Genomic DNA, 19,927 nt, shown 5'->3' on the forward strand with positions numbered 1-19,927 from the left:
AACTGACGCTGGTGGCGCAGGCCAAGGCCTATGACGGGCCATGGGAGGAGCCGGAGCATCTGCGCCATTATGCCGGTTTCGCCAAATATCGGGCGGGGGCGGTGGAGGCAACGCTGCATGCCTATCGCGCGACATGGCGGCCGACCGAGCAGATTCCGGAACGGATCGTCGGATCGCCGGTCTGTGCGGATATGTTCTGCTCGCCCGATCCCTCGGCGCGGGGGGCGACGACGCGCCTCGTCGGCAATGTCGCGGTGACGCAGGCGGACTGGCGCGCCAATGGCTATGCGCAATATTATGACTGGTCGATGTATTCCAACCCGACCTATGCCGATCCGGACGGCAGCAGCGCGCAGATCCGCCAATATGACCGCCGCTGGATTATCGGCGCGACGGCGGAGAAGCGCTGGTCGCTGGGGTCCACGCTGGACTTCGGCGTCGGGACGGAGGATCGCTATGATCATATGGGCAATGTCGGGGTGTCGCGCACCGCCGACCGGGCCTTCCTCTCCTCGCTCGGCCGCTATCATGTCGAGGAACTGTCGCTGGCGCTTTATGGCGACGTGACGTGGCAGCCGCTGCCCGGCCTGCGCGTGACGGGCGGACTACGCGGCGATCATTATCGCTATGCGGTGCGGGCAAGGGATGCCGCCGCCGCCGCTCTGGGCGAAGGCAAGGGGTCGGACAGCCTGTTGTCGCCCAAGGCGTCGCTCGCCTATCGGGTCGCGCCCGCGCTGGAACTCTACGCCAATTGGGGCCGTGGCTTCCACAGCAACGATGTGCGGGGGGCGGTGAATGTCGACACGCCTGTCCCGGTGCTGGTGCGCGGCACCGGCAAGGAGCTGGGCGGGCGGGTCCAGATCGGTTCGGCCAGCCTGACGGCGACCTATTGGTGGCTGAATGTGGGCAGCGAATTGCGCTTCGTCGGGGATAGCAACGCGGTCGAGCCGACCGGCGCCAGCAAGCGGCATGGCTATGAGATCGTCGCCTTCTGGCGGCCGCTGCCCTGGCTGGCGCTGGACGGCAATTATACCGCCAGCCATTCGCGCTACGACAATGGGGACCGGATTCCCAATGCCTTCGAAAATGCCGCTTCGGCGGGCGTGGCTGTCGTGCTGGGGCGCTGGGAGACGAGCCTGCGGGTGCGGCATCTGGGGCCTTATCCGCTGATCGAGGACAATAGCGTGCGGGACAAGGGGAGCACGGTGGTGAACGCCCGCGGCGCGTGGAAGGGCAAGCGGATCGAACTTTATGGGGAGCTGCTGAATATCTTCGACAGCCGGGACAAGGACATCGCTTATTTTTACGAGTCCTATATTCCCGCTTTCGACATGACGGGTCCGCAGGAAGGGCGGTTGAGCCGGGTCGTGGAGCCCCGGACCGTGCGCCTGGGGATGAAGGTCAAGTTTTAGGGCGCGCCGCGTTGAAGCGGACGCTGGCCGCGCGCTCGACATTTCTGTCGCCGCATCGTTTCAAACGGACATCCTCCCCGCGCGAAGCGTGGGGAGGAGGAACAGGCGAAGGCCGGCGGAGAGCTCAACCGCGCCGCTTCGCCTCCGTCCAGCGGCCATTCAACAACAGGAAGGCAATGGTCAGACGCCGTAAAGCAGCGTCGCCTCCGCGCTGCGTTCCCGCTCGCCGGCGATGCGCTGGCCATCCATTCCCTGATCTTCGAAAGGCTGACCGAGCCGGGACAGCAGGAATCGTCCGAACGTCCAATCGCCCAGCGCGGAATCGGCGTTGATGTGCCCCGCCTCTCCCGCGTCGGCAAAACGGCTGCCCCAGAATTGCGCGAGCAGCCTCGCCCGGCTGAAGGAGATATAGGGATCGTTGCGGCTGGCTACGAGGATCGAGGGGAAAGGCAGCAGCGCCTTGGGCGTCGGCGCGAAGCCGCGCAGGCGGGAGTCGACGGCGCCCGATTCGAGTTCAGGCGGCGCCACCAGCAGGGCTCCGACGATCTTTTCGCTCCATTCGCGGCATTCGAACGCGGCCCACCAGGTCACGGCGTGGCAGCCCAGGCTATGGGCGGCCAGAATGACCGGGCCATCGATGCGATCGATCGCATGGTTGAGATTGCCGATCCAGCTATTGCGCTGCGGGGCGTCCCAACTGCCCAGTTCGGCGCGGTGGCAATTGGGCAGTTCGGCTTCCCAGATCGTCTGCCAATGCCCCGGCCCGCTGTTCATCAGGCCAGGCACGGTCAGGATCGTCGCGGAAGCGGTCAGTTCAGGGGCATATGGGCGCATGGGAAACCTCCTGCCCATGACATATTCTCTATCATTATGATTGACAATAGTGGATGGATGTTTTGCGGACTGCTGTTGCCGCTGCGCGACGAACCGAAAGGCGCGCTCCCTCTGCCTGATCGAGGTCAGGCGGGCCAGTCGGTTCGGGAAAGTTGAAAGCCGGCACGCCTGCTCCTATCAGCGATGGATGCGGCGGCGATCTTCATGACAGACGGCATCAGGGACATTCTCGACCGTTTGCGCGCACCCGCCGGCAATGTCGTGGCGCGGGCCAGGCGCATGGTGGAGGCCCATGTGCCGGAAGAACGGCGCGGACCCGGATGGGACCGGCACTGGCGGGAGCTGGAGGCTTATCTGGAACTGCCGGGACAATGGCCTTGCGCCGAGGGAAAAGAGAATGACGGCTGACAAACTCGTCGAACTGATCGTCGCCCGTCTGGTGCGCGATCATGGACGCAGCAAACATCATTGGCGCAGGCTGGTGGGGCCGATCCGGCTCTATAGCCGCGCGACGCATCCGCATTGCAACTGGGCCGCCGCGCCGACCGGAAGCTTTCAGGAAATCGCCGCGATCGAGGCGCTGCTGGACGACTGGCGCATGCGTTACCCGCTGCTCTCCGGTTGATGAAGCATTTGGCTGGAGCGCCCTGCGTCAGGCAGGAGGCGGGGCACGCGCATCCGAATTTCCGTTATCGCATCCTTTCAGGCGGAAAACCGGCCCCTCCCTTCGACGGGCTCAGCACGGGCAGTTCCGCACCATATCCAAAGCAGATTCCGATCCGATTGCATCGGCTCGACTGCTCTAGGTTTGTGTTTATCGCGTTTTCCGAGCCAGCAGATGACTCCATCTGCTCTAGCTGCCCGCTTCCGTATTGACGGGCGGCGCCAATGGATTGGGATCGCTGTCCTCGGCTTTCTCCACGCGCTCCGCCGCTTCATCGTCGGCCTGGCCCGCATCGCCGCCGGGCGAACCCTTTTCCGGCGGCGGCACGTCATTGCGGCCCTCCGCCGGGTCCTGGGTCGATTCGCCGCGCTGTCCGTCATTCTGCATGTCGATCTCCTGCTTCGAGGGTCTCAACGTGCCATGTCCGGACGGTATCCTCACCACAGGGCGACAACCGAATAGGGTTTAACCTGCTTTATCGCTCCTTCCCCTCAGTGCGGCGCCGCGTCGCCACAGGCGTCCATCGGCACGCTGACATAGTCCAGCTTCACGTCCGAAATGCTGATGTCGGCAGCGCCGTTGGATCGCAGCACGAGCGGCGCGGTGACCGCCTGCATGTCCGCGCCGCGCTTGGCGAAGCATTGCAGCGGAACGACGAGCCGAGACCATTCCCCGGGCTTTGCGGAGGACAATGCGCCGCCGATCGGCAGTTCGACCGTGCTCTGCCCGCTTTGCAGGCCGACGGTCATCTTCCCCGCCGGCTTTGCGTCCACCCGATATTCGACGACCAGGCTGATCTCTCCGTTGCTCTCGCGCGAGAGGTCGAAGGCGCGGGGGGCGACGAAGGCGACCTGCCCTGCCCCCTTCCATACGAAGCGACGGCTGTCCTCCTGCGCGCGGCGGTCGACGCCGCTCTGTGTGACGCCCTCCGCCTCTATGGCCCAGCCGGGCGGCGTCTGGCCGCGTCCATAGAAGGTGCCGGGCGTCGCCGCCGCCATGCCGGCGGGGCGGCTCTCGTCCAGCGTCCCTACTTTGCCGGGCCGGGCGTAGCTCAGGCCATAGCCGAAGGGGAAAAGCGGATCGTAGCCCGGATCGCGGCGGTTCAGCACATATTGGTCCGGGCGTTTCGGCCAGGAAAAGCTCAGCTTCCCGCGGAAATCATGGCGCGGCTTCCCGTCCGCGCCGGCGAACAGCATATCGGCCACGCCGCCGCCCTCGCTTCCCGGCAGGAAGGCCGCGACGAAGGCGTCGGATGCGTTGAGTTCCGCATTCACCCAAAGCGGCCGACCGGAAAGGAAAACCGCCACCACCGGCACGCCCGCCGCCTTGAAGCGGCGCAGCATCTCCAGATCGCGCTTGTCGCCGGGGCTGTATTCCAGATTGGGAACGTCGCCCTTGAACTCCGCATAGGGCTTTTCCCCGAAGACGACGATGGCGGCGTCCGGCTTTTGCGTGAAGCGGCCGTCGGGGGCGTAGCGCGCCGTGCCGCCGCCGGCCTTCACCGTCTCTTCTATCCCCTTCCAGACCGACTGGGCGTTGGGAAAGGCCGAATTGGGCACGTCGATCCCCTGCCAGGTGATCGACCAGCCGCCCGCCTGCTGGCTGATGCTGTCGGCCGCCTCGCCCGCGACGAGGATGTCGGCATTGGCCTTGAGCGGCAGGACGCCTTCATTCTTCAGCAGCACCAGCGATTCCCGCACGGCGCGCCGGGCGACGGCGCGATGGCCGGCGGAGCCGATGGCGTCGAACTTGCCGGCAAAGGCGCGGGTGGAGGGGCGCCCCCGCTCGAACGTCCCGGCGCGGATCTTCACCCGCAGGATGCGCCGCACGGCGTCGTCCAGCCGCGCCATCGGGATCGTGCCCGCCCTCACCTCCCGCAGCGTGTTGTCGTAAAGCTGTTTCCAGCCCGGCCCCGAATACATGAACATGTCGAGCCCGGCATTGATCGCCTGCGGGCAATCCTCATTGGAGCAGCCCGGCACCTGCCCATGGCTGTTCCAGTCCCCCACGACGAAGCCGTCGAAACCCATGCGATCCTTCAGCACGTCGGTCAGCAGCGACTTGTTGCCGCTCATCTTGGCGCCGTTCCAGCTTGAGAAGCTGGCCATGACCGATTGCGTGCCCGCCTCGATCGCCGCGGGATAGCCGCCCAGATGCACGTCGCGCAGCACCTCCTCCGACACGCGCGTATCGCCCTGGTCGCGTCCGCCGGTGCCGCCATCGCCCAGAAAATGCTTGGTGGTGGCGATCAGATGATCGGGCGCGAGGAAATCCCTGGTGCCGGCCTTGCCCTGCACGCCCTCGATCATCGCGCCGGCATAGTCGGCGGCGATCTGCGGCTCCTCCGAATAGCTTTCATAGGTGCGGCCCCAGCGGTCGTCCTGCACCACCGCCAGCGTCGGCGCGAAGGTCCAGTCGAGCCCCGCCGCCGCCGTCTCCAGCGCCGTCACGCGCCCGATCTCCCGGATGAGATCGCGGTCGCGCGCCGCGCCCAGGCCGATATTGTGCGGGAAGAGCGTCGCGCCGACGATGTTGTTGTTGCCGTGGACGGAATCGGTGCCCCAGATGATCGGGATTTTCGGGCCCCTGTCGCTCCGGGACATGGAGGCTTCATAGAATTCGTCCGCCAGTTTCAACCATTTGGCGGGCGAAGCATATTCGTCGCCATAAGGGCCGCTATTGCCGCCGTTCAGGACCGATCCGACCTTGTATGTCCGCACGTCGGCGGGGGTGATGGAGCCGATGTCGACCTGGATGAGCTGGCCGACCTTGTCCTCGACCGACATGGCCTTCAGCAATGCGTCGACGCGCCTTTCCACGGCCGGGTCGCGCTTGGGCTGGGCATCCACCCTGGGCCAGAGTTCGGGATGCGCAACCGAGGCCGCGGGCTGCTGCGCCGCCGCGGATGCCGCGAGCAGGACCGTCAGGACGGTCAGGGAAACGGGCGAAAGGCCGATGGTCATGTCGTCTCCTGGAATAAGGTCGCCTTCATGCTGGCGAAATAGCGGAATTTTTTCTGTCCGGGCATCAATGCGTTCCCGCGGAGGCAGGAGCACATTCTGCACTTGGGCCAACCGCCCCCATCAGGGCTTCAGGCTCTTGGCATTAAGCCTCGCCACGCCCTTCAGCGCGGCGTCGCCCGCATGATGCCCCACCGCCAGCGCATAGTTGCCGCCGTCGAGCCGCCAGCCCCTCCCTTCCTCGAAGCGCGCGATCAGGCGTGGGTCGACGGTCATGGTGACGCGCCGGGTCTCGCCGGGCGACAGGCTGAGCTTGTCGAAGCCGGCAAGCCGCCAGGCGGCGATGCCTGCGCTCCCCTTCGCCTGCACATAAAGTTGCGGAACGTCCGCGCCCGCACGGCTGCCCGCATTGGTCACGTCGAAGCTGACGGTCAGCGCCGCGCCGTCCTGCACCGCCAGATTGGCATAGGTGAAGCTGGTATAGGTCAGGCCATGGCCGAACGGGAAAAGCGGTTTCACGCCCTTCATCGCATACCAGCGATAGCCGACCTCCGCACCTTCGGGATAATCGACCGCAAAGGGCGCCACGCCGCCGGTCATGCCGTAATTGGTCTTGTCCCCGGCGTCCCGGCGGGCCTCGGCCGCGTGCAGTTCGGCTAGGCCCGCCGGTTCCGGACGCGGCGCCTGACCGGCGCGCACCGGGAAGGTGATGGGCAGGCGGCCCGAAGGCGCGACGTCCCCGAAGAGGATATTCGCCATGGCTTCGCCGCCGCGCTGGCCGGGATACCAGGCCTGCACCAGCGCCGGCACCTTCGCGATCCAGGGCATTTCCACAGGGCCGCCCGTCTCCAGCACGACGATGGTCTTCCGGTTGGCAGTGGCGACCGCTTCGATCAGCGCATCCTGATTGTCCGGCAGGCGCATATTGTCAGGGTCCTGCGCCTCCGTCTGCCATTGCCAGCCGAAGACGATGGCGAGGTCCGCCCGACGCGCCGCTTCGGCCGCGGCCCTTGGGTCGCCGCCGTCGACATAGCTGACCTCCGCCTGCGGCACGAGTGCGCGGATCGCCTTCAGCGGCGAGGAAGCATGCCAGGTCATCCGCGCGAAGGAGGCGGCGGCCCCCTTTGTCAGCGGAATTTCGACCGGAGCCCCGCCGACGGAGCGGACCTGCGACGATCCGCCGCCCGACAGCACCCCGACATCGGCATGGCCGCCGATCAGGACGATCCGCCGCGCGCTTTTCGCCAGCGGCAGCAGATCGCCCTCATTCTTCAGCAGGACGATGCCCTCCTCCGCCGCGCGCTGGGCGATGTCGGCATGGGCGGCATAGTCGATCTGGCGCGGGCTTTCCGGGACGGGATCGTCCATCAGGCCGCTGGCGATCACGCCATGGAGGATGCGCTCCACCATATCGTCCAGCCGGGCCGCGGGAATCCGGCCGGCCTTCACAGCCTCCTCGAACGGCTTGCCGAAATGGATCGCATCGTCCAGTTCCTGCCCCGATTCCTGATCGAGCCCGCCCAGCGCCGCCTTCCCGGTGGAATGGACCGCGCCCCAGTCGGACATGACCCAGCCCCTATAACCCCAGTCCCTCTTCAGGACTTGGTTGAGCAGCCAGTCATTTTCGCAGGCATAATCGCCATTCACCTTGTTATAGGCGCACATGACGGAGGCGGGATCGCCGATCTCCGTCGCGATCTGGAAGGCCAGCAGGTCGCTTTCGCGCAGCGCCGCCCTGTCGATCCGGGCGTCCAGCACGGTGCGGCCGGTTTCCTGCGAATTCAACGCGAAATGCTTGATGGTTGAGACGATATGGGCACTCTGCACGCCCCTGATATGCTCGCCCGCCATCACCCCGGCCAGCAGCGGATCTTCGCCCAGATATTCGAAATTCCGCCCGTTCCAGGGATCGCGGGTCAGGTTGACGCCGCCCGCGAGCAGGATGTTGAAGGTCTTGGCCCGCGCCTCCGCGCCGATCATCGCGCCGCCCGCATAGGCAAGCGCCGGGTTGAAGGTGGCCGCCGTGGCGAGGCTGGCCGGCAGGGCCGTCGCCGTATCGCCCTTGCGCTGCTCGATCTGGTTGGCGACGCCCAGACTCGCGTCGCTCTCCCGCAGGGTCGGGATGCCGAGGCGCGGGATGCCCGGGATGTGCCCTGCGGACGGGATCATGGCGATCGGTTGGGAAGGCCGGGCGAGCGGCGGGAAATAGCCGTGGATGATCGCCAGCTTCTCCTCGATGGTCATGGCGGCCACCAGCGCCCTGGCGCGTGCTTCCGGCGACAGGGCGCGGTTGCTGCCGGCACTGGCGGCGGGGACCGGCGGGGAAGGCTGCGCATGGGCCAGGCCGGCGACGCCAAGAAGCAGGGAAGCGATCAGCGGTTTGCGCGTCATCAGGATACTCTTGCAGAGGGTTGCCGCCCACGCAGATGGTCGAGCAGCGCACGATGGTCGGGAAGATGGGAGACGGCGGCGCCGGAGGCCCCGGCCACCCTGGCGAAGGCGGCCCGCGCCTCCTGCCCGCCGGGATAGCGGCCGATGCCGCCCGCCAGCCGGGTTTCGAAACCCATGCCGTAGAGGATATAATGATAGCTGGGCGGCAGGAAGGTTTCGAGATCGACCGTGAAATCGAAGCGCGAGGGCGGGCGGTGCCGCCATTGGGCGAGCAGGTCCTGCAGATCAGCCGGGATGGAGGCCGGATCGGCATTGTCGCGCCAATAGGCCGTGTCGGTGCGGCGGGTAATGCAATAATGCAGCTTCAGGAAGCGGACGATCCGTTCGAACCGCGCCGTCATCAGCCTGTTGAAGCGGCGCGCCGCGGCATTGCGGGCGGCGGTGTCGCTGGCGCTTCCGGCAGGCAGGAGGAAATCCCCCACCATGCGCAGCGCCGCCTCGATCAGCATGATGCCGGTCGATTCCAGCGGCTCGAAAAAACCCGCCGACAGGCCGATGGCGATGCAGTTGCCGATCCATTGCCGCTCGCGATAACCAGTAGCGAAGCGAAGCTGGCGCGGGGTCAGCGCCTCGCCGCCCGGCCTGACATAGCGGCGCAGCACGGTTTCCGCCTCATCGTCGGAGCAATGGCGGCTGGAATAGACATAGCCGATGCCCCGCCGTTCGGGGAGGCCGATGTCCCAAGTCCAGCCCGCCTCATGCGCGGTCGCCAGCGTATAGGGACGGATCGGCGCGTCCGGGCGGTCATGGGGCACCTGCATCGCCAGCGCGCGGTCGTTGAACAGCGTGTCGCCGCAGCCGACGAAGCCGCTGCCCAGCGTCTTCCCGATCAGCAGGGCGCGGAAACCGGAACAGTCGATGAAGATGTCCCCCTCTACCCGCCGCCCGTCCCTGAGGGTCAGGGCGGCGATGTCGCCATCCTCCCGCTGTTCGACATGCGCCACCATGCCCTCGATCCGCCGGACACCGGCGGCGAGCGAGATCGTCCGCAGATAGTCCGCGAAACGCGCCGCGTCGAAATGATAGGCATAGTTCATCGGACCGGAAAAATCCGGGTCCTGCACCCGCTTGGGCGCTCGCCCGGCGCGGATCACCCGTTCCTGCACGGTGACGCTGTCGGCCCAGGAAGCGCGCTGTCCCTCCATCGCCAGCCAATGGGGCAGCAGCGCCTCATCCTCGCCGCCGATGGGCATGTTGAACGGGTGGAAATAGCTGTCCGCGCCCGTGGCCCAGCCGTCGAACAGCACGCCCTGCTTGAAGGTCGCATCGGCGGAGCGGAGGAATTCCCCCTCCCCAACGCCCAGTCCCGCCAGGGTCGAGCGGATGGTGGGAAAGGTCCCTTCGCCCACGCCGATGATGCCGATCTCGCTGGATTCCACCAGCGTCACGTCGCGCATCCCCAGCGTGCGGGAGAAGGTGGCGGCGGACAGCCATCCGGCCGTTCCGCCGCCGACGATGACGATCCGACCGGGGGAGGGAATGTCGGCCGTCATCTCAACTTCTCCTCGTCAGCCGGTCAGAAGTTGGCCCGGGCGCGCACGCCCCAGGTCCGCGGCGGCTGGAGGTTGGACAGGAATACCGGGTCGTAGCGCGGCGCGCCGAAGGAACCGGCGCCCGTGCGGATCTTCCCATTCTCGATATTCTGGACGAAGGCTTCGACCGAATATTTCTGGTCCGGCGACACGAAGCGGATCGATGCGTCGGAACGGAAATAGGCCTTCTGGCGGTCCCAATCGGTGCCGTTGGTGCCGCGGTTCGGCATATTGTCGGCCGGATCGTTGGGATTGACGAAGGGATTCGCATCGCCGTTGAAGTAGCTCAGCCAGCTCTTGGTCTCATAATGGGTGGTGAAACGGGGCGTGATCTTCGCGCCGCTCGCCAGTTCGAAATCATGCTCATAGCTGAGCGTGGCGGAGAAGCGCGGCGCATGCGCCAGTTCATTGCCCTTGAGCTGCGCGATGGAGGACAGCTTGCCGCCGTCGTAGAGGCGCCCGTCGACGCTCTCCAGTTCCTCCAGCTTGGTCTTCTGGAGCGTGCCGGAGAATTGCAGCCGGTCGCTGTCGGTCAGGTTCGCCACCATTTCCGCCTCCAGACCATAGGCCTTGGCGCCCTTCGCATTCTGGGTGATCATCTGGCTGCGCACGACATTGCCCGCATCGTCGCGGAAAGTGACGGCCTGGTTCACCTGATAGCCCTTGAAGTCGCTATAATAGGCCGCGAGGTTCAGCGTGACGCGCCGGTCGAGGAAGCGCGACTTCAGGCCGACTTCATAGTTGGTGAGCGTTTCCGGATCGGTCAGGCCGGCATTGTCCTGGATATTGCCCGACTTGAAGCCGGTGCTGATGCTGGCATAGCCCAGCACATCCTCCGCCAGGTCGGCATCGACGCGGGCGAGATAGGTGAGCTTGTCCCACTTGCCCTTCACATCGTTGCTGGAAATGGAGAAACCGGGCAGCAGCGCGGCCAGTTCATCCGCCGTGGCGTTCGGATAGGCGCCGAAGATGCCGCCCTGGCACGCGTCGGCGGGCAGGGTCGCGGGGCAACCGGAGAAGGTCACGTTGCGCCCGCCGATATCCTCCTTCTTGTCGGAGGTGTAGCGCAGGCCGCCCGTGACGCGCAGCGCGTCGCTGACATGCCAGACCGCCTGGCCGAAGACGGCGCGGCTGTCGATCTGGCGATTCGCCTGGATGAAGCTGCCCGCCCAGCTGAAGGTGCCGTCGCGATAGCCGTTCCGCTGGTCGATGTCGAAGCGGATGCGGTTCTTCTCATGGCTGTAATAGGCGCCCAAAATCCAGTCGATCGCCTGTTCGCCGGTCGACTTGAGCTGGACCTCATGGCTCTGGAAATCGTAGCGCGAGGAGAGCGTCCGGTTCTCCCCGAAGGCGCCGAGCGGCAGGTCGTTGCCGTCCGCGTCGACCTGCCCCGTCGGCGGCAGAGCGCCTGCGTCCGCATCGGTCTGCGTCGAGCCGCCGATGCGCGACCAGCCCGCGATATAGCTCAATTGGATGCCGTCGGTGACATCGTAGTTCATGGTGCTGCGCACCGCGACGGAATAGCGGTCGGTGTCGGGCGCGGTGTCGCTGAGCGTCGACCAGCGCTTCGTGCCGGGGCGCGGCGTCTGGAGCAGGCCGATGACCGGCGCGCCATTGTCGAGGAAACCTTCCGCCGACAGGTTCCAGCTAAAGCGTTCGCTCGGCTGCCAGAGCATGGAGACGCGGCCCGACTGCTGGTCGGCGGCATAATATTTCTTGCCGGTGGTGATGAAGGCCGAGCGGTTGATGCCGGGCACGTCCGGCGCAGGCTGGAAATCGGCATAGCCGTCATGCCGGTCGGTGACGAAGGCGACGCGGAAGGCCAGCGTGTCGGTGACCGGGATGTTGATCGCGCCGCGCACGCCCAGACGGTCGTAATTACCCGCGACGACCTCCACATTGCCGCCGAACTCGCCCAGCTTCGGCTTGGCGGAGATGAGGCTGAGCGCACCGACCGTCGCGTTGCGGCCGAACAGGGTGCCCTGCGGGCCGCGCAGCACCTCGACGCGCTCCATGTCGTACATCAGCACAGACGCCCCCTGCGCGCGCGGCGAGTAGATGCCGTCGACATAGATGGCGACTTCGGGGTCCGCCACTTCGGTATAGGCGCTGTCGTTGCCGATGCCGCGCAGCGTCAGCAGCACCGCCGACTGGTCGCCCTGCTGGTTGAACTGGAGCGACGGGACGAAGCGGGCGAGGTCGGTGACGTCCTTCACCTGCTGCCGGTCGAGCTGCGCCTGACCGAAGGCGGACACGGCGATGGGGGTGGATTGCAGCGTGGTTTCGCGACGGGTGGCCGTCACGATGATGTCGCTGCCATAATCGGGCTGCGCCGTCTGGGGCGCTGCATCCTGTGCGAAGGCGGGGGTCATCCACAAGGTTGCGGATGCAAGCGCGGTGCTCGCGGCCAGCGCAAAGCTTTTCATCATCTCTCTCCCTGGACCCACATGGTCTGTGGGCGCCTATTGACCCAAGCCTGACAACGATGTCAACATGATTTTTGACATCGTTGTCATATATTGCCATATTGCGCCGGAACGGCTTTGCGGCTTCACTATATTCTCCAAGGTTCAGCCAAAGCCTCTTTCCATGGTGGCCGTCACGTCATCCCCGCCCCTTTCCGATCAAGAGCAGGTGGACAGCCGGCTTTTCCGGCTGTCCATCGGCGTGTTCTTCACCGGGGGCTTCCTGACATCGTCCGTCAGCCTGCTGGTGCCGCAGCTCAAGCTGATGCTGGACCTGGACTACAAGGGCGCGCTGCTGGTCCAGCTTGCCTTTCATTCCAGCTACATGCTCTTCGCGCTGCCGATCACCTGGTCGATCGTGCGCGCCGGCTACATGCGGGCCATCGTCGCCGGCCTGGCGGTGATCACGGCGGGATGCCTGGCCCTGACCCTGGCCCAGAACGCCCTGTCCTTCGCCATGGTGCTGGGGGCGCTGCTGCTCGTTTCGGCGGGGCAGACCTTCCTTCAGATCGCGTCCAACACCGTCGTGGCCGTGATCGGACCTTCGCGGGGCGCGGCGCGCCGGCTGACGCTGCTTCAGGGCTTCAATTCGTTCGGCACCGTCCTGGGTCCGCTGCTCAGCGCGCCGCTGCTGCTTGGCGAGCTGGACCCGCAGGCGGCGCGGCATGTCGGCGCGGCCCTGCCCTTTACGGGGACGGCGCTGGTCACGGGACTGCTGGCCTTCGCCTATTTCCGCAATCGCGCCTTGCTGGAGCAGGATGAATCGCGCCGATTCGCCTCCATCGGGCAGATGTTCCGGGTAATGCGCTCCCGCCGGTTGCGCTGGGGCGCGGCGTCGATCTTCGTCTATGTCGGCGCGGAGGTGGCGATAGGCGCGTTGCTGCCCACCGTCCTGATGCGGCCGGACCGGCTGGACGCGGCGCCTGTTCTCGCCGGTCAACTGGTCAGCCTCTACTGGGGCGGCGCGATGGTGGGGCGTTTCCTGGGCGCATGGGCGATGCAGCGGATCGCGGAGGCGCGGCTGCTGATGGCCGTGTCCTTCGGGGCGGCCGTCCTGACGACCGCCGCCATCGTCCTGCCGGGCGTCACCGGCGCCAGCGCCCTGCTGGCCGTGGGCCTTTGCAACGCCATCATGTACCCGACGATCTACGCGCTCGCCCTGCCGGAAGACGAACGGCAGGCGCCGGTCGCATCCATGTGGCTGTGCATGGCGGTGGTCGGCGGGGCCATCGTTCCACTGCTGACCGGCGCGCTGGCGGATGCGACGGCATTGCTGCCCGCGCTGATCCTGCCCGCCGCCTGCTATGCCTTCATCGCCCAGTTCGCGGCCCTGTGCGCGCGGCCGCAGGAGACCCGCCCATGAGTACCGTCACGATCAAGGACGTCGCGGCCCGCGCCGGCGTTTCCCCCAAGACCGTCTCGCGCGTCATCAATGGGGAGGACCATGTCCGACCCGAGATCAGGGAAGCGGTGCAGCGCGTGGTGGCGGAACTCAATTACCGGCCCAATGCCTTTGCCCGCAGCCTGTCCAGTTCCCGTTCCTATCTGCTTGGCCTGTTCATCGACGATCCCGTTTCGGGCTATGCCGCAGATGTGCAGCATGGGGCGCTGCTGCGATGCCGGGAACGCAGCTATCATCTGGTGGTGGAGCCGGTCGAGCTGAACCGGCCGGACTGGAAGGATCATGTCCGCGCCAGCATAGCGAGCCTCCGGTTGGATGGCGCGATCATCGCCCCGCCCATTTGCGATGCGGCTGAGCTGATCGACCTGTTCCGCGAATCCGACGTGCCCCATGTGCTGATCGCCCCATCCGGCGAATCGCCCGATTCTGGCGCGGTGCGCATGGACGATCGCGGCGCGGCGCGGGAGATGACCGCCTATCTGATCGGCCTTGGCCATCGCCACATCGGCCTGGTCCAGGGGCCGCTCAGCCACAGCGCGTCCGCCCGGCGGGAGGAAGGTTTCCGCGCGGCCATGGCGGAGGCCGGCATTGCGGTCGATGAAGATGCGGTGCTGCGCGGCGACTTCAGTTTTCGCTCCGGCCTGGAACGGGGGGAAGCGCTGCTGGACCGGACGGACCGCCCAAGCGCCGTCTTCGCCTGCAATGACGACATGGCGCTCGGCGTCCTCATCACCGCGATGAAACTCGGCATAGCCGTGCCCCAGTCGCTGTCCGTCGCGGGCTTCGACGATTCGGCCTCCTCGCGCGCGGCCTGGCCGCAGATCACGACCATCCGCCAGCCCAAGGCGGAAATGGCGGCCGCCGCCGTCGACATATTGGTCGACCCATCCTTCCGAAAGAAAAGCGCCGGGCCGCAATCCCGCCTGATGTTGCCCCACGCCCTTGTCGTGCGCGGCAGCACCGGGGCCGCATAGCGCCGGCCCCCAGCTTAACCATTGATAACAAGCCGGTTCAGGATTGGCGCATGTGCGGCATGGAATAAGGCGGTCAACGACGAGGTAAGAGGAGACCAGTCATGACCATTCGCAAGACCATGCTCGCCATCGCTGCCGCTGCCGCGACCCTTTCTGCGGCGGTTCCGGCCACTTCCTTCGCCCGCGACGGCGGCTGGCACCGCCATGATCGCCACGAGCGGGTTCGCTATTCCGACCGCCGCGACTATCGCGACTACCGTTCCTATCGCGACGACCGCGGCTATCGCTGCCGCAAGTCGGGCGGCACGACCGGCCTGCTGCTGGGCGGCGTCGCGGGCGCGCTGCTGGGCCGCGCGGTCGATACCCGCGGCGACCGGGCTCCCGGCACGATCATCGGCGCGGGCGCCGGCGCACTTGCGGGCCGCGCCATCGATCGCAACTCCAGCTGCTAAGCCGGATCGTAGAAGGGGCGGCAGCGCCATGGCGCTGCCGCCCCTTTTTTATTCCGCCTGCGGTCAGTTGGGCCGGACGATATTGGGGCCCAGATTCGTCATCACTTCTTCGGCGCTGAAGGCGCGGACATTATCTGCGGGCTTGCGGCCCCTGCCCATCACGATTTCTGCACTGGCCTCATAGCGGTCCACGGTGCGCACATCGATCCGGCTGTCCCAGAAGGGATCGCCCCAATAGGGATCCCAGCTCCGCCAACCGAAGCCGCGCCCATAATAGCGCCAGGATGGGCCCCAATAGCCGAAGGCGCCCGGCGCGAACGGCCGGTCGACATAGGTCCGGCTGCGCCTCTCGGTATTGCGGTCGGCCATGACGAACCAGTCATAGCCGCGCTGGCGCGTCAGTTCCGCGGCGCGGTAGAGCAGATAGCGCTCCACCGTCTCCCGCGATGTCATGCTGTTGCCGGAAAAGGTCACGCGAAAGCGATTCGCCTCGATCTGCTCGTCGGCATAGCCGCCGGGGGCAGCGCGGCTCTGCCCGGCCGGCTGATAGGGGGTTGCCGTCGTGCAGGCGCCAAGCGCAAGCATGAGGCCCGTTGCAAGCATCCATTTCTTTCCGATTTTCATCATGGCATCCTCGCTGCTTTTCTTCGTACCGGATCAACGCGCAACCATGGATTGGGGTGCCGCAGGCTGGGCAAAGCTGAATGATCGCAGGGGGCGGATATGAAGATGCCGGGCCCGGACCGGAGAATTCCTCCTCCGGTCCTCCCAAACTCTCAGAAGGTGAACCGCGCGCCGGCCCGGAAGGAGCGCCCGAATATTCCCAGTCCACCCTGGACCGGATTATAGTTGTTCGCGCCGTAGGTGACGGGGTCGATCGGCGGCAGATCGTCGAACAGGTTGAGTATATTGATGTAGAAGGTGAAGCGATCCGACGCCTTGAAGCTGGTCGTCAGGTCGACCGTGATATAGGCAGGCACGTCGCACTTCACGAAAGGCGCGGAAAGCAGGCCGCAATCGCCCGGCTCCGTCCCCTGGTCGGCGGCGGAAAGATTATAGCCGCCAAAATATTCGGCTGTCGCGCTGACCGTCCATTTCCCCCATTCCAGCGTATTCTGCCAGTTGCCGTGCCATTCCGGCGTGCCCGATCCGGCGGTCAGGTTGAAGTTGCCGGCCGTTCCTTCATAGGATTCCGTCGTGCCGTCCGGAAATGTCGTGCTGAGATTGATGATATAGCTCGCCTCCAGCGCCGAGGTGAAGCGAATGTCCGGGCCGAGGTCGATCTGCGCCCTCGCGGCGAAGTCCAGTCCTTCCGAACGGATGGTGTTGGCGTTGATAAGCTGCGACTGCACGAAGGCCACGCGCGGCGTCGCGCCGGGAAAGTCGGGCGCGGGCGCATCCGCGATGATATTATAGCCGGATGGCACCACCTGGCCCGCATAATAAGCGAGTAGCGCCGGGCGGTTGCTGGGCGTGGTGATCGCGCCGGTCTTCTTGATGTTGAAATAGTCGATGCTGAGGGAAATGTTCCGGATCGGCTCCACGACGATGCCGGCGGTGAAGCTGGTCGACCGTTCCGGTTTCAGGTCGGGGCTGGCCAGCGTGGTCTGGCCATAGCTGGCGCTGCTGATATAGGCCGGACAGCTGTTGAAGGTCGCCAGGGAACAGCCATATTGCGACAGGAAGGCGTCGTTGTACAGCGATTGAGCGGCCGTGACGAAGCCGGTCGTCGGAATGGCGTTGGCCTCCGCGAAGCTGGGGATGCGGAAGCCGCGTGACCAGGTGCCGCGAAGCGCGACCTGGCGGATCGGCGTGAACTTCGCCCCGACCTTCGGAGAGAAGGCGTGCTGTCCGCTCGAATAATCGTCATAGCGGCCCGAAGCGTTGATCTCGAGCGACTCCAGCACCGGCGCATTCAGCTCGACAAAGGCCGAACGGACCGTCCGGTGGCCCTTGGTGCCGAAGGCGTTGAGGACGAAATAACGCTGCGTCGGCCCGTTGACGTCCGAATTGGCGCTTGGCGCATCGATGGATTCATAGCGCAGCGAAAGCCCGCCGCCGATCTGCATCGGTCCCCCTGGCAGGTCGAACAGATTGCCGCTGAGCGTCGCCTCCACGGCATAAAGCTGGGAATTGGCATCCGTCACATTGTCTGGCGACAGATAATCGAGCGTCGCCTGACTATTGGCATAAGGGTTGACGAAATCATAGCTGCCGTCGGCAATCACGTTCAGAAGATTCTGGATATAGATATAACCGTTCTGCGTCCGCCGCAGGTCGGTGCGCATTGCGACGCCATTCACCGCGAAGTCCCAGTCGTCCCACAACTTGCCCGTAACGCCCAGAGCGGCGCGATAGGTGCGGCTGCGGGTCTCATTATATTCCTGGATATTGGGTATGCGCCCCAATATGCGCGCCACCTGCCCCTGCGCCGCGAAAGGATTGTTCGGATTGAGCCGGGCAGCCGGATTGGCGGCGGTGCAATTGGGATCGGGCAAGTTATTGATCAGCGGGCAGACATAGACCGGCAGGGCAAGGACAAGCGAACCGACGGAATTGGCGCCGCCAGCGGCGGCCGCCGTGCTGAAGCGGGGAAAGTTGATGCCGGCCGGGCCGTTGCGGCGGATGCTGGCGGGCAGGCCGGTGAAGCTCACATTGCTCTGAAGGAAATTCGCCTGGAAATAGGCCTCTATGTCGTCGGTGATCCGTCCCGTCGCCCGAAAGGAACCGCCCCATCTTTCGATATTGGGAGAGATGACGCCATATTGATTGACGAGATCGCCCTGGCATACGGTTCCGGGCGCACGCGCGTCCGCCGCGAATTCCTGTGGGGTCAGCGTATAAGGCGTCTCCCCGGCGATGCAGCCGGCGGCGGGGTTGAGGAACTGGTAGCGGCCGGTTTCGGCGGCATTGTCCGGACCGGCCGGCGCCACGAAGAAGGTGGTGGCGAACAGGCTGGCGTCGGTGGTGGTCGAAAAACCGGAATAGCCGCCTGTCGAAGGATTGATCGATCCTCCATTCGGCCCGATGGACGGTCCGCACACGCCGTCGCGGCAGATGCCCGACTGGTTCTGCGAATTATAGGGATAGCGCCGGTCGCGGTTATAGAGCGCCGCCTGATCGAAGTAGAAACCGCTGATATAGACGTTGAATCCCTGATCATCGAGATCGCCCCAGCCCGCCGTCAGGCTGAGCCGGTGATTGGCGCCGTCGCCCCGCTGGCTGATGCCCGCTTCCGCCCGGCCGGATATGCCCGTGATCTGCTTCTTCGTGATGACGTTCACGACACCCGCGATCGCGTCCGCGCCATAGGTGGAGGACGCGCCGTCGCGCAGCACTTCGATCCGGTCGACGATGTCGTCGGGAATGGTGTTGAGGTCGACGAAATTGCGCGTCGCATCGTCCGCCAGCGGATAATAGGCCGCGCGCAGGCCGTCGAACAGGACCAGCGTCGAGTTGGTGCTGAGGCCACGGAGCGACACCGCCGATGCGCCGGCGGCAAAGGCCCCATTGGCGGAAAAGGAGTTGGTGAGCGCGGGGCCGTTGTTCGACGCCAGCCGCTGCACCGCCTCCTGCGTGGTGTTGATGCCGCGCTGTTCCAGCGTCTCGGCATTGACGACGGTGATGGGCGATGGCGTCGCTGCCGTCGTCGTGCGCAGGATGGACCCGGTCACGACGATCGTGTCGCCCTCGCTCGGTTCGGCGGAGTTGGTCGTGGGGGCCGGGGCCTGTCCGGGCGCGGTCTGCGTGTCGGACTGCTGCGCAGTGCTGCTTTGCGCCGCCGCCGGGGCGATCAGGCTGAGGCTCGCCAGACAGGCCGTCAGTGCAGAGCTATTGCAGAGGGCGCGGTGGATGATAGCCGAATTGGTTCGCATTGCTCGATCCCCTCACAGGAAGAAGTCGCGCCGAACCGCAGTAAGATCGGCGCTGCCGCTGAACGCGCGATCGGGGTTGAGGGACGCTGGCTGGAATGCAACCTGGATTAGGATCGACTGCGGTAGGAAGAAGATAGTTGCTCAATTGCTACAATTTAAGGCTATTCCGGATGATCTCGCGCAAATTCGGATGAGATCATGGGTGGAATGCCTCCAGGACTCATGGAGATTGGCCGTCAGGCGTTGTCAGGATTTCCATCCCTGCCGCCGCTTCCGATTCCGCGCTCGATCAGCGCGTTGGCGATCGCGGCCACCTCCTGAACGGGGCGGCTGTCGTCCCAAACGCCAAAGCGCAGGCCCAGGAACACGTTCATGCCCATGATCGCCCAGGCATGGATTTCATCCGGCTCGCCGGAGACTTCCCCGCGCGCCGCCGCCTCGCGCAACCGGACCAATATCCGAGACGCCGTGCTCTCATAATGGGTGCGATAGGCCGCCTGGTCGACGAACTCCGCCTCATCGATGATGCGGTAGATTTCCTTGTGGCTCCGCGCGAACTCCAGAAAGCTCAGCAGCCCCAGCCGTTCGGCATCGATCCCGTCGCGGGCCTGCGCGATGCGCGGCCCGACATAGTCCCGCACCTGTCCGGACATATCCGCGACCAGCGCGCGGAAGATGTCGTCCTTGCTGTCGAAATAAGTGTAGAAGCTGCCCAGCGCGCAGCCTGCCCGCCGGGTGATGCCGCTGATCGACCCTTCGTGGAAGCCCTTTTCCCCGAACTCCTCGGCCGCCGCCGACAACAGCGCCCGGCGGGTTCTTTCCCCGCGGGCGGTGCGCGGCGTCTTGTCCTTTTCGCCCAGCAAATCCGTCATCCGTCATCCTCCCCATCCGTGATCTTTTTGCCGC

15 protein-coding genes (1 of these 15 only partly in view) are annotated in these 19,927 nt (G+C 65.6%); 6 read left to right on the forward strand and 9 right to left on the reverse strand.

Annotated elements, in window-relative coordinates:
* A protein-coding gene (locus EGM87_RS20945) for a TonB-dependent receptor (protein ID WP_229742666.1) crosses the window boundary here: on the forward strand, positions 1 to 1,412 show its 3' portion. 559 nt of this gene lie to the left of the window's left edge; only the last 1,412 of its 1,971 coding nucleotides appear in the window; the start codon falls outside the window, past its left edge; its stop codon occupies positions 1,410 to 1,412.
* A 180-nt stretch (positions 1,413 to 1,592) separates the two neighbouring features.
* On the opposite strand, the gene EGM87_RS20950 is transcribed toward EGM87_RS20945, so the two are convergent.
* Positions 1,593 to 2,246: an RBBP9/YdeN family alpha/beta hydrolase gene (locus EGM87_RS20950; protein ID WP_044661142.1), complete on the reverse strand. Its 654-nt coding sequence runs from the start codon at positions 2,244 to 2,246 to the stop codon at positions 1,593 to 1,595.
* 204 nt (positions 2,247 to 2,450) lie between these two features.
* Between EGM87_RS20950 and EGM87_RS20955 the strand changes: the two genes are divergently transcribed.
* The gene (locus EGM87_RS20955) at positions 2,451 to 2,654 is read left to right on the forward strand and encodes a hypothetical protein (RefSeq protein WP_048575535.1); all 204 of its coding nucleotides are present in this window, start codon (positions 2,451 to 2,453) and stop codon (positions 2,652 to 2,654) included.
* Complete coding sequence (locus EGM87_RS20960; RefSeq protein WP_025551049.1) at positions 2,644 to 2,871, forward strand: hypothetical protein; 228 nt, start codon at positions 2,644 to 2,646, stop codon at positions 2,869 to 2,871. The genes EGM87_RS20955 and EGM87_RS20960 overlap by 11 nt, the downstream gene beginning before the upstream one ends.
* A gap of 228 nt (positions 2,872 to 3,099) precedes the next feature.
* On the opposite strand, the gene EGM87_RS20965 is transcribed toward EGM87_RS20960, so the two are convergent.
* The 5 genes from EGM87_RS20965 to EGM87_RS20985 form a co-directional block, all read right to left on the reverse strand.
* Entirely contained in the window at positions 3,100 to 3,297 is a 198-nt protein-coding gene (locus tag EGM87_RS20965) for a hypothetical protein (RefSeq protein ID WP_025551047.1), read from the reverse strand.
* Positions 3,298 to 3,401: 104 nt separating this feature from the next.
* Positions 3,402 to 5,873 (reverse strand): glycoside hydrolase family 3 protein, encoded by a 2,472-nt coding sequence (locus EGM87_RS20970; protein ID WP_025551045.1) that lies wholly within the window; start codon positions 5,871 to 5,873, stop codon positions 3,402 to 3,404.
* 120 nt (positions 5,874 to 5,993) lie between these two features.
* Positions 5,994 to 8,261, reverse strand: coding sequence for a beta-glucosidase family protein (locus tag EGM87_RS20975; RefSeq protein ID WP_044661141.1), 2,268 nt, complete (start codon positions 8,259 to 8,261; stop codon positions 5,994 to 5,996).
* Positions 8,261 to 9,814, reverse strand: a complete 1,554-nt coding sequence (locus EGM87_RS20980; RefSeq protein WP_025551041.1) for a tryptophan halogenase family protein — start codon at positions 9,812 to 9,814, stop codon at positions 8,261 to 8,263. Before EGM87_RS20980 ends, EGM87_RS20975 begins: the two co-directional genes overlap by 1 nt.
* A 23-nt stretch (positions 9,815 to 9,837) precedes the next feature.
* Positions 9,838 to 12,282: a TonB-dependent receptor gene (locus EGM87_RS20985; RefSeq protein ID WP_044661140.1), complete on the reverse strand. Its 2,445-nt coding sequence runs from the start codon at positions 12,280 to 12,282 to the stop codon at positions 9,838 to 9,840.
* A gap of 160 nt (positions 12,283 to 12,442) precedes the next feature.
* On the opposite strand from EGM87_RS20985, the gene EGM87_RS20990 reads away from it, so the two are divergent.
* From EGM87_RS20990 to EGM87_RS21000, 3 genes are all read left to right on the forward strand, one after another.
* A complete protein-coding gene (locus tag EGM87_RS20990; protein WP_065846438.1) occupies positions 12,443 to 13,681 on the forward strand; it encodes an MFS transporter in 1,239 nt (412 codons plus the stop codon).
* Complete coding sequence (locus tag EGM87_RS20995) at positions 13,678 to 14,694, forward strand: LacI family DNA-binding transcriptional regulator (RefSeq protein ID WP_025551035.1); 1,017 nt, start codon at positions 13,678 to 13,680, stop codon at positions 14,692 to 14,694. The genes EGM87_RS20990 and EGM87_RS20995 overlap by 4 nt, the downstream gene beginning before the upstream one ends.
* A 101-nt stretch (positions 14,695 to 14,795) precedes the next feature.
* Positions 14,796 to 15,146 carry a glycine zipper 2TM domain-containing protein gene (locus EGM87_RS21000; protein WP_025551033.1) on the forward strand — a complete coding sequence of 117 codons (351 nt, stop codon included), beginning with the start codon at positions 14,796 to 14,798 and terminating at the stop codon, positions 15,144 to 15,146.
* Between the two features lie 63 nt (positions 15,147 to 15,209).
* Here EGM87_RS21000 and EGM87_RS21005 read toward each other — a convergent pair whose 3' ends face one another.
* From EGM87_RS21005 to EGM87_RS21015, 3 genes are all read right to left on the reverse strand, one after another.
* Positions 15,210 to 15,773, reverse strand: coding sequence for a CC0125/CC1285 family lipoprotein (locus tag EGM87_RS21005; protein ID WP_161942146.1), 564 nt, complete (start codon positions 15,771 to 15,773; stop codon positions 15,210 to 15,212).
* Between the two features lie 149 nt (positions 15,774 to 15,922).
* The gene (locus EGM87_RS21010) at positions 15,923 to 19,021 is read right to left on the reverse strand and encodes a TonB-dependent receptor plug domain-containing protein (RefSeq protein WP_025549207.1); all 3,099 of its coding nucleotides are present in this window, start codon (positions 19,019 to 19,021) and stop codon (positions 15,923 to 15,925) included.
* 236 nt (positions 19,022 to 19,257) lie between these two features.
* Positions 19,258 to 19,893, reverse strand: coding sequence for a TetR/AcrR family transcriptional regulator (locus EGM87_RS21015; RefSeq protein WP_025549208.1), 636 nt, complete (start codon positions 19,891 to 19,893; stop codon positions 19,258 to 19,260).
* Positions 19,894 to 19,927 lie beyond the last annotated feature (34 nt).

Origin of the sequence: Sphingobium sp. RSMS (assembly GCF_005406185.4) — a bacterium.
GTDB classification, from domain to species: domain Bacteria; phylum Pseudomonadota; class Alphaproteobacteria; order Sphingomonadales; family Sphingomonadaceae; genus Sphingobium; species Sphingobium fuliginis.

Coding starts and splice junctions, on each gene's coding strand:
- EGM87_RS20950 (WP_044661142.1), bottom strand. CDS start 2,246: ATGCGCCCATATGCCCCTGAACTGACCGCTTCCGCGACGATCCTGACC.
- EGM87_RS20955 (WP_048575535.1), top strand. CDS start 2,451: ATGACAGACGGCATCAGGGACATTCTCGACCGTTTGCGCGCACCCGCC.
- EGM87_RS20960 (WP_025551049.1), top strand. CDS start 2,644: ATGACGGCTGACAAACTCGTCGAACTGATCGTCGCCCGTCTGGTGCGC.
- EGM87_RS20965 (WP_025551047.1), bottom strand. CDS start 3,297: ATGCAGAATGACGGACAGCGCGGCGAATCGACCCAGGACCCGGCGGAG.
- EGM87_RS20970 (WP_025551045.1), bottom strand. CDS start 5,873: ATGACCATCGGCCTTTCGCCCGTTTCCCTGACCGTCCTGACGGTCCTG.
- EGM87_RS20975 (WP_044661141.1), bottom strand. CDS start 8,261: ATGACGCGCAAACCGCTGATCGCTTCCCTGCTTCTTGGCGTCGCCGGC.
- EGM87_RS20980 (WP_025551041.1), bottom strand. CDS start 9,814: ATGACGGCCGACATTCCCTCCCCCGGTCGGATCGTCATCGTCGGCGGC.
- EGM87_RS20985 (WP_044661140.1), bottom strand. CDS start 12,282: ATGATGAAAAGCTTTGCGCTGGCCGCGAGCACCGCGCTTGCATCCGCA.
- EGM87_RS20990 (WP_065846438.1), top strand. CDS start 12,443: ATGGTGGCCGTCACGTCATCCCCGCCCCTTTCCGATCAAGAGCAGGTG.
- EGM87_RS20995 (WP_025551035.1), top strand. CDS start 13,678: ATGAGTACCGTCACGATCAAGGACGTCGCGGCCCGCGCCGGCGTTTCC.
- EGM87_RS21000 (WP_025551033.1), top strand. CDS start 14,796: ATGACCATTCGCAAGACCATGCTCGCCATCGCTGCCGCTGCCGCGACC.
- EGM87_RS21005 (WP_161942146.1), bottom strand. CDS start 15,773: ATGATGAAAATCGGAAAGAAATGGATGCTTGCAACGGGCCTCATGCTT.
- EGM87_RS21010 (WP_025549207.1), bottom strand. CDS start 19,021: ATGCGAACCAATTCGGCTATCATCCACCGCGCCCTCTGCAATAGCTCT.
- EGM87_RS21015 (WP_025549208.1), bottom strand. CDS start 19,893: ATGACGGATTTGCTGGGCGAAAAGGACAAGACGCCGCGCACCGCCCGC.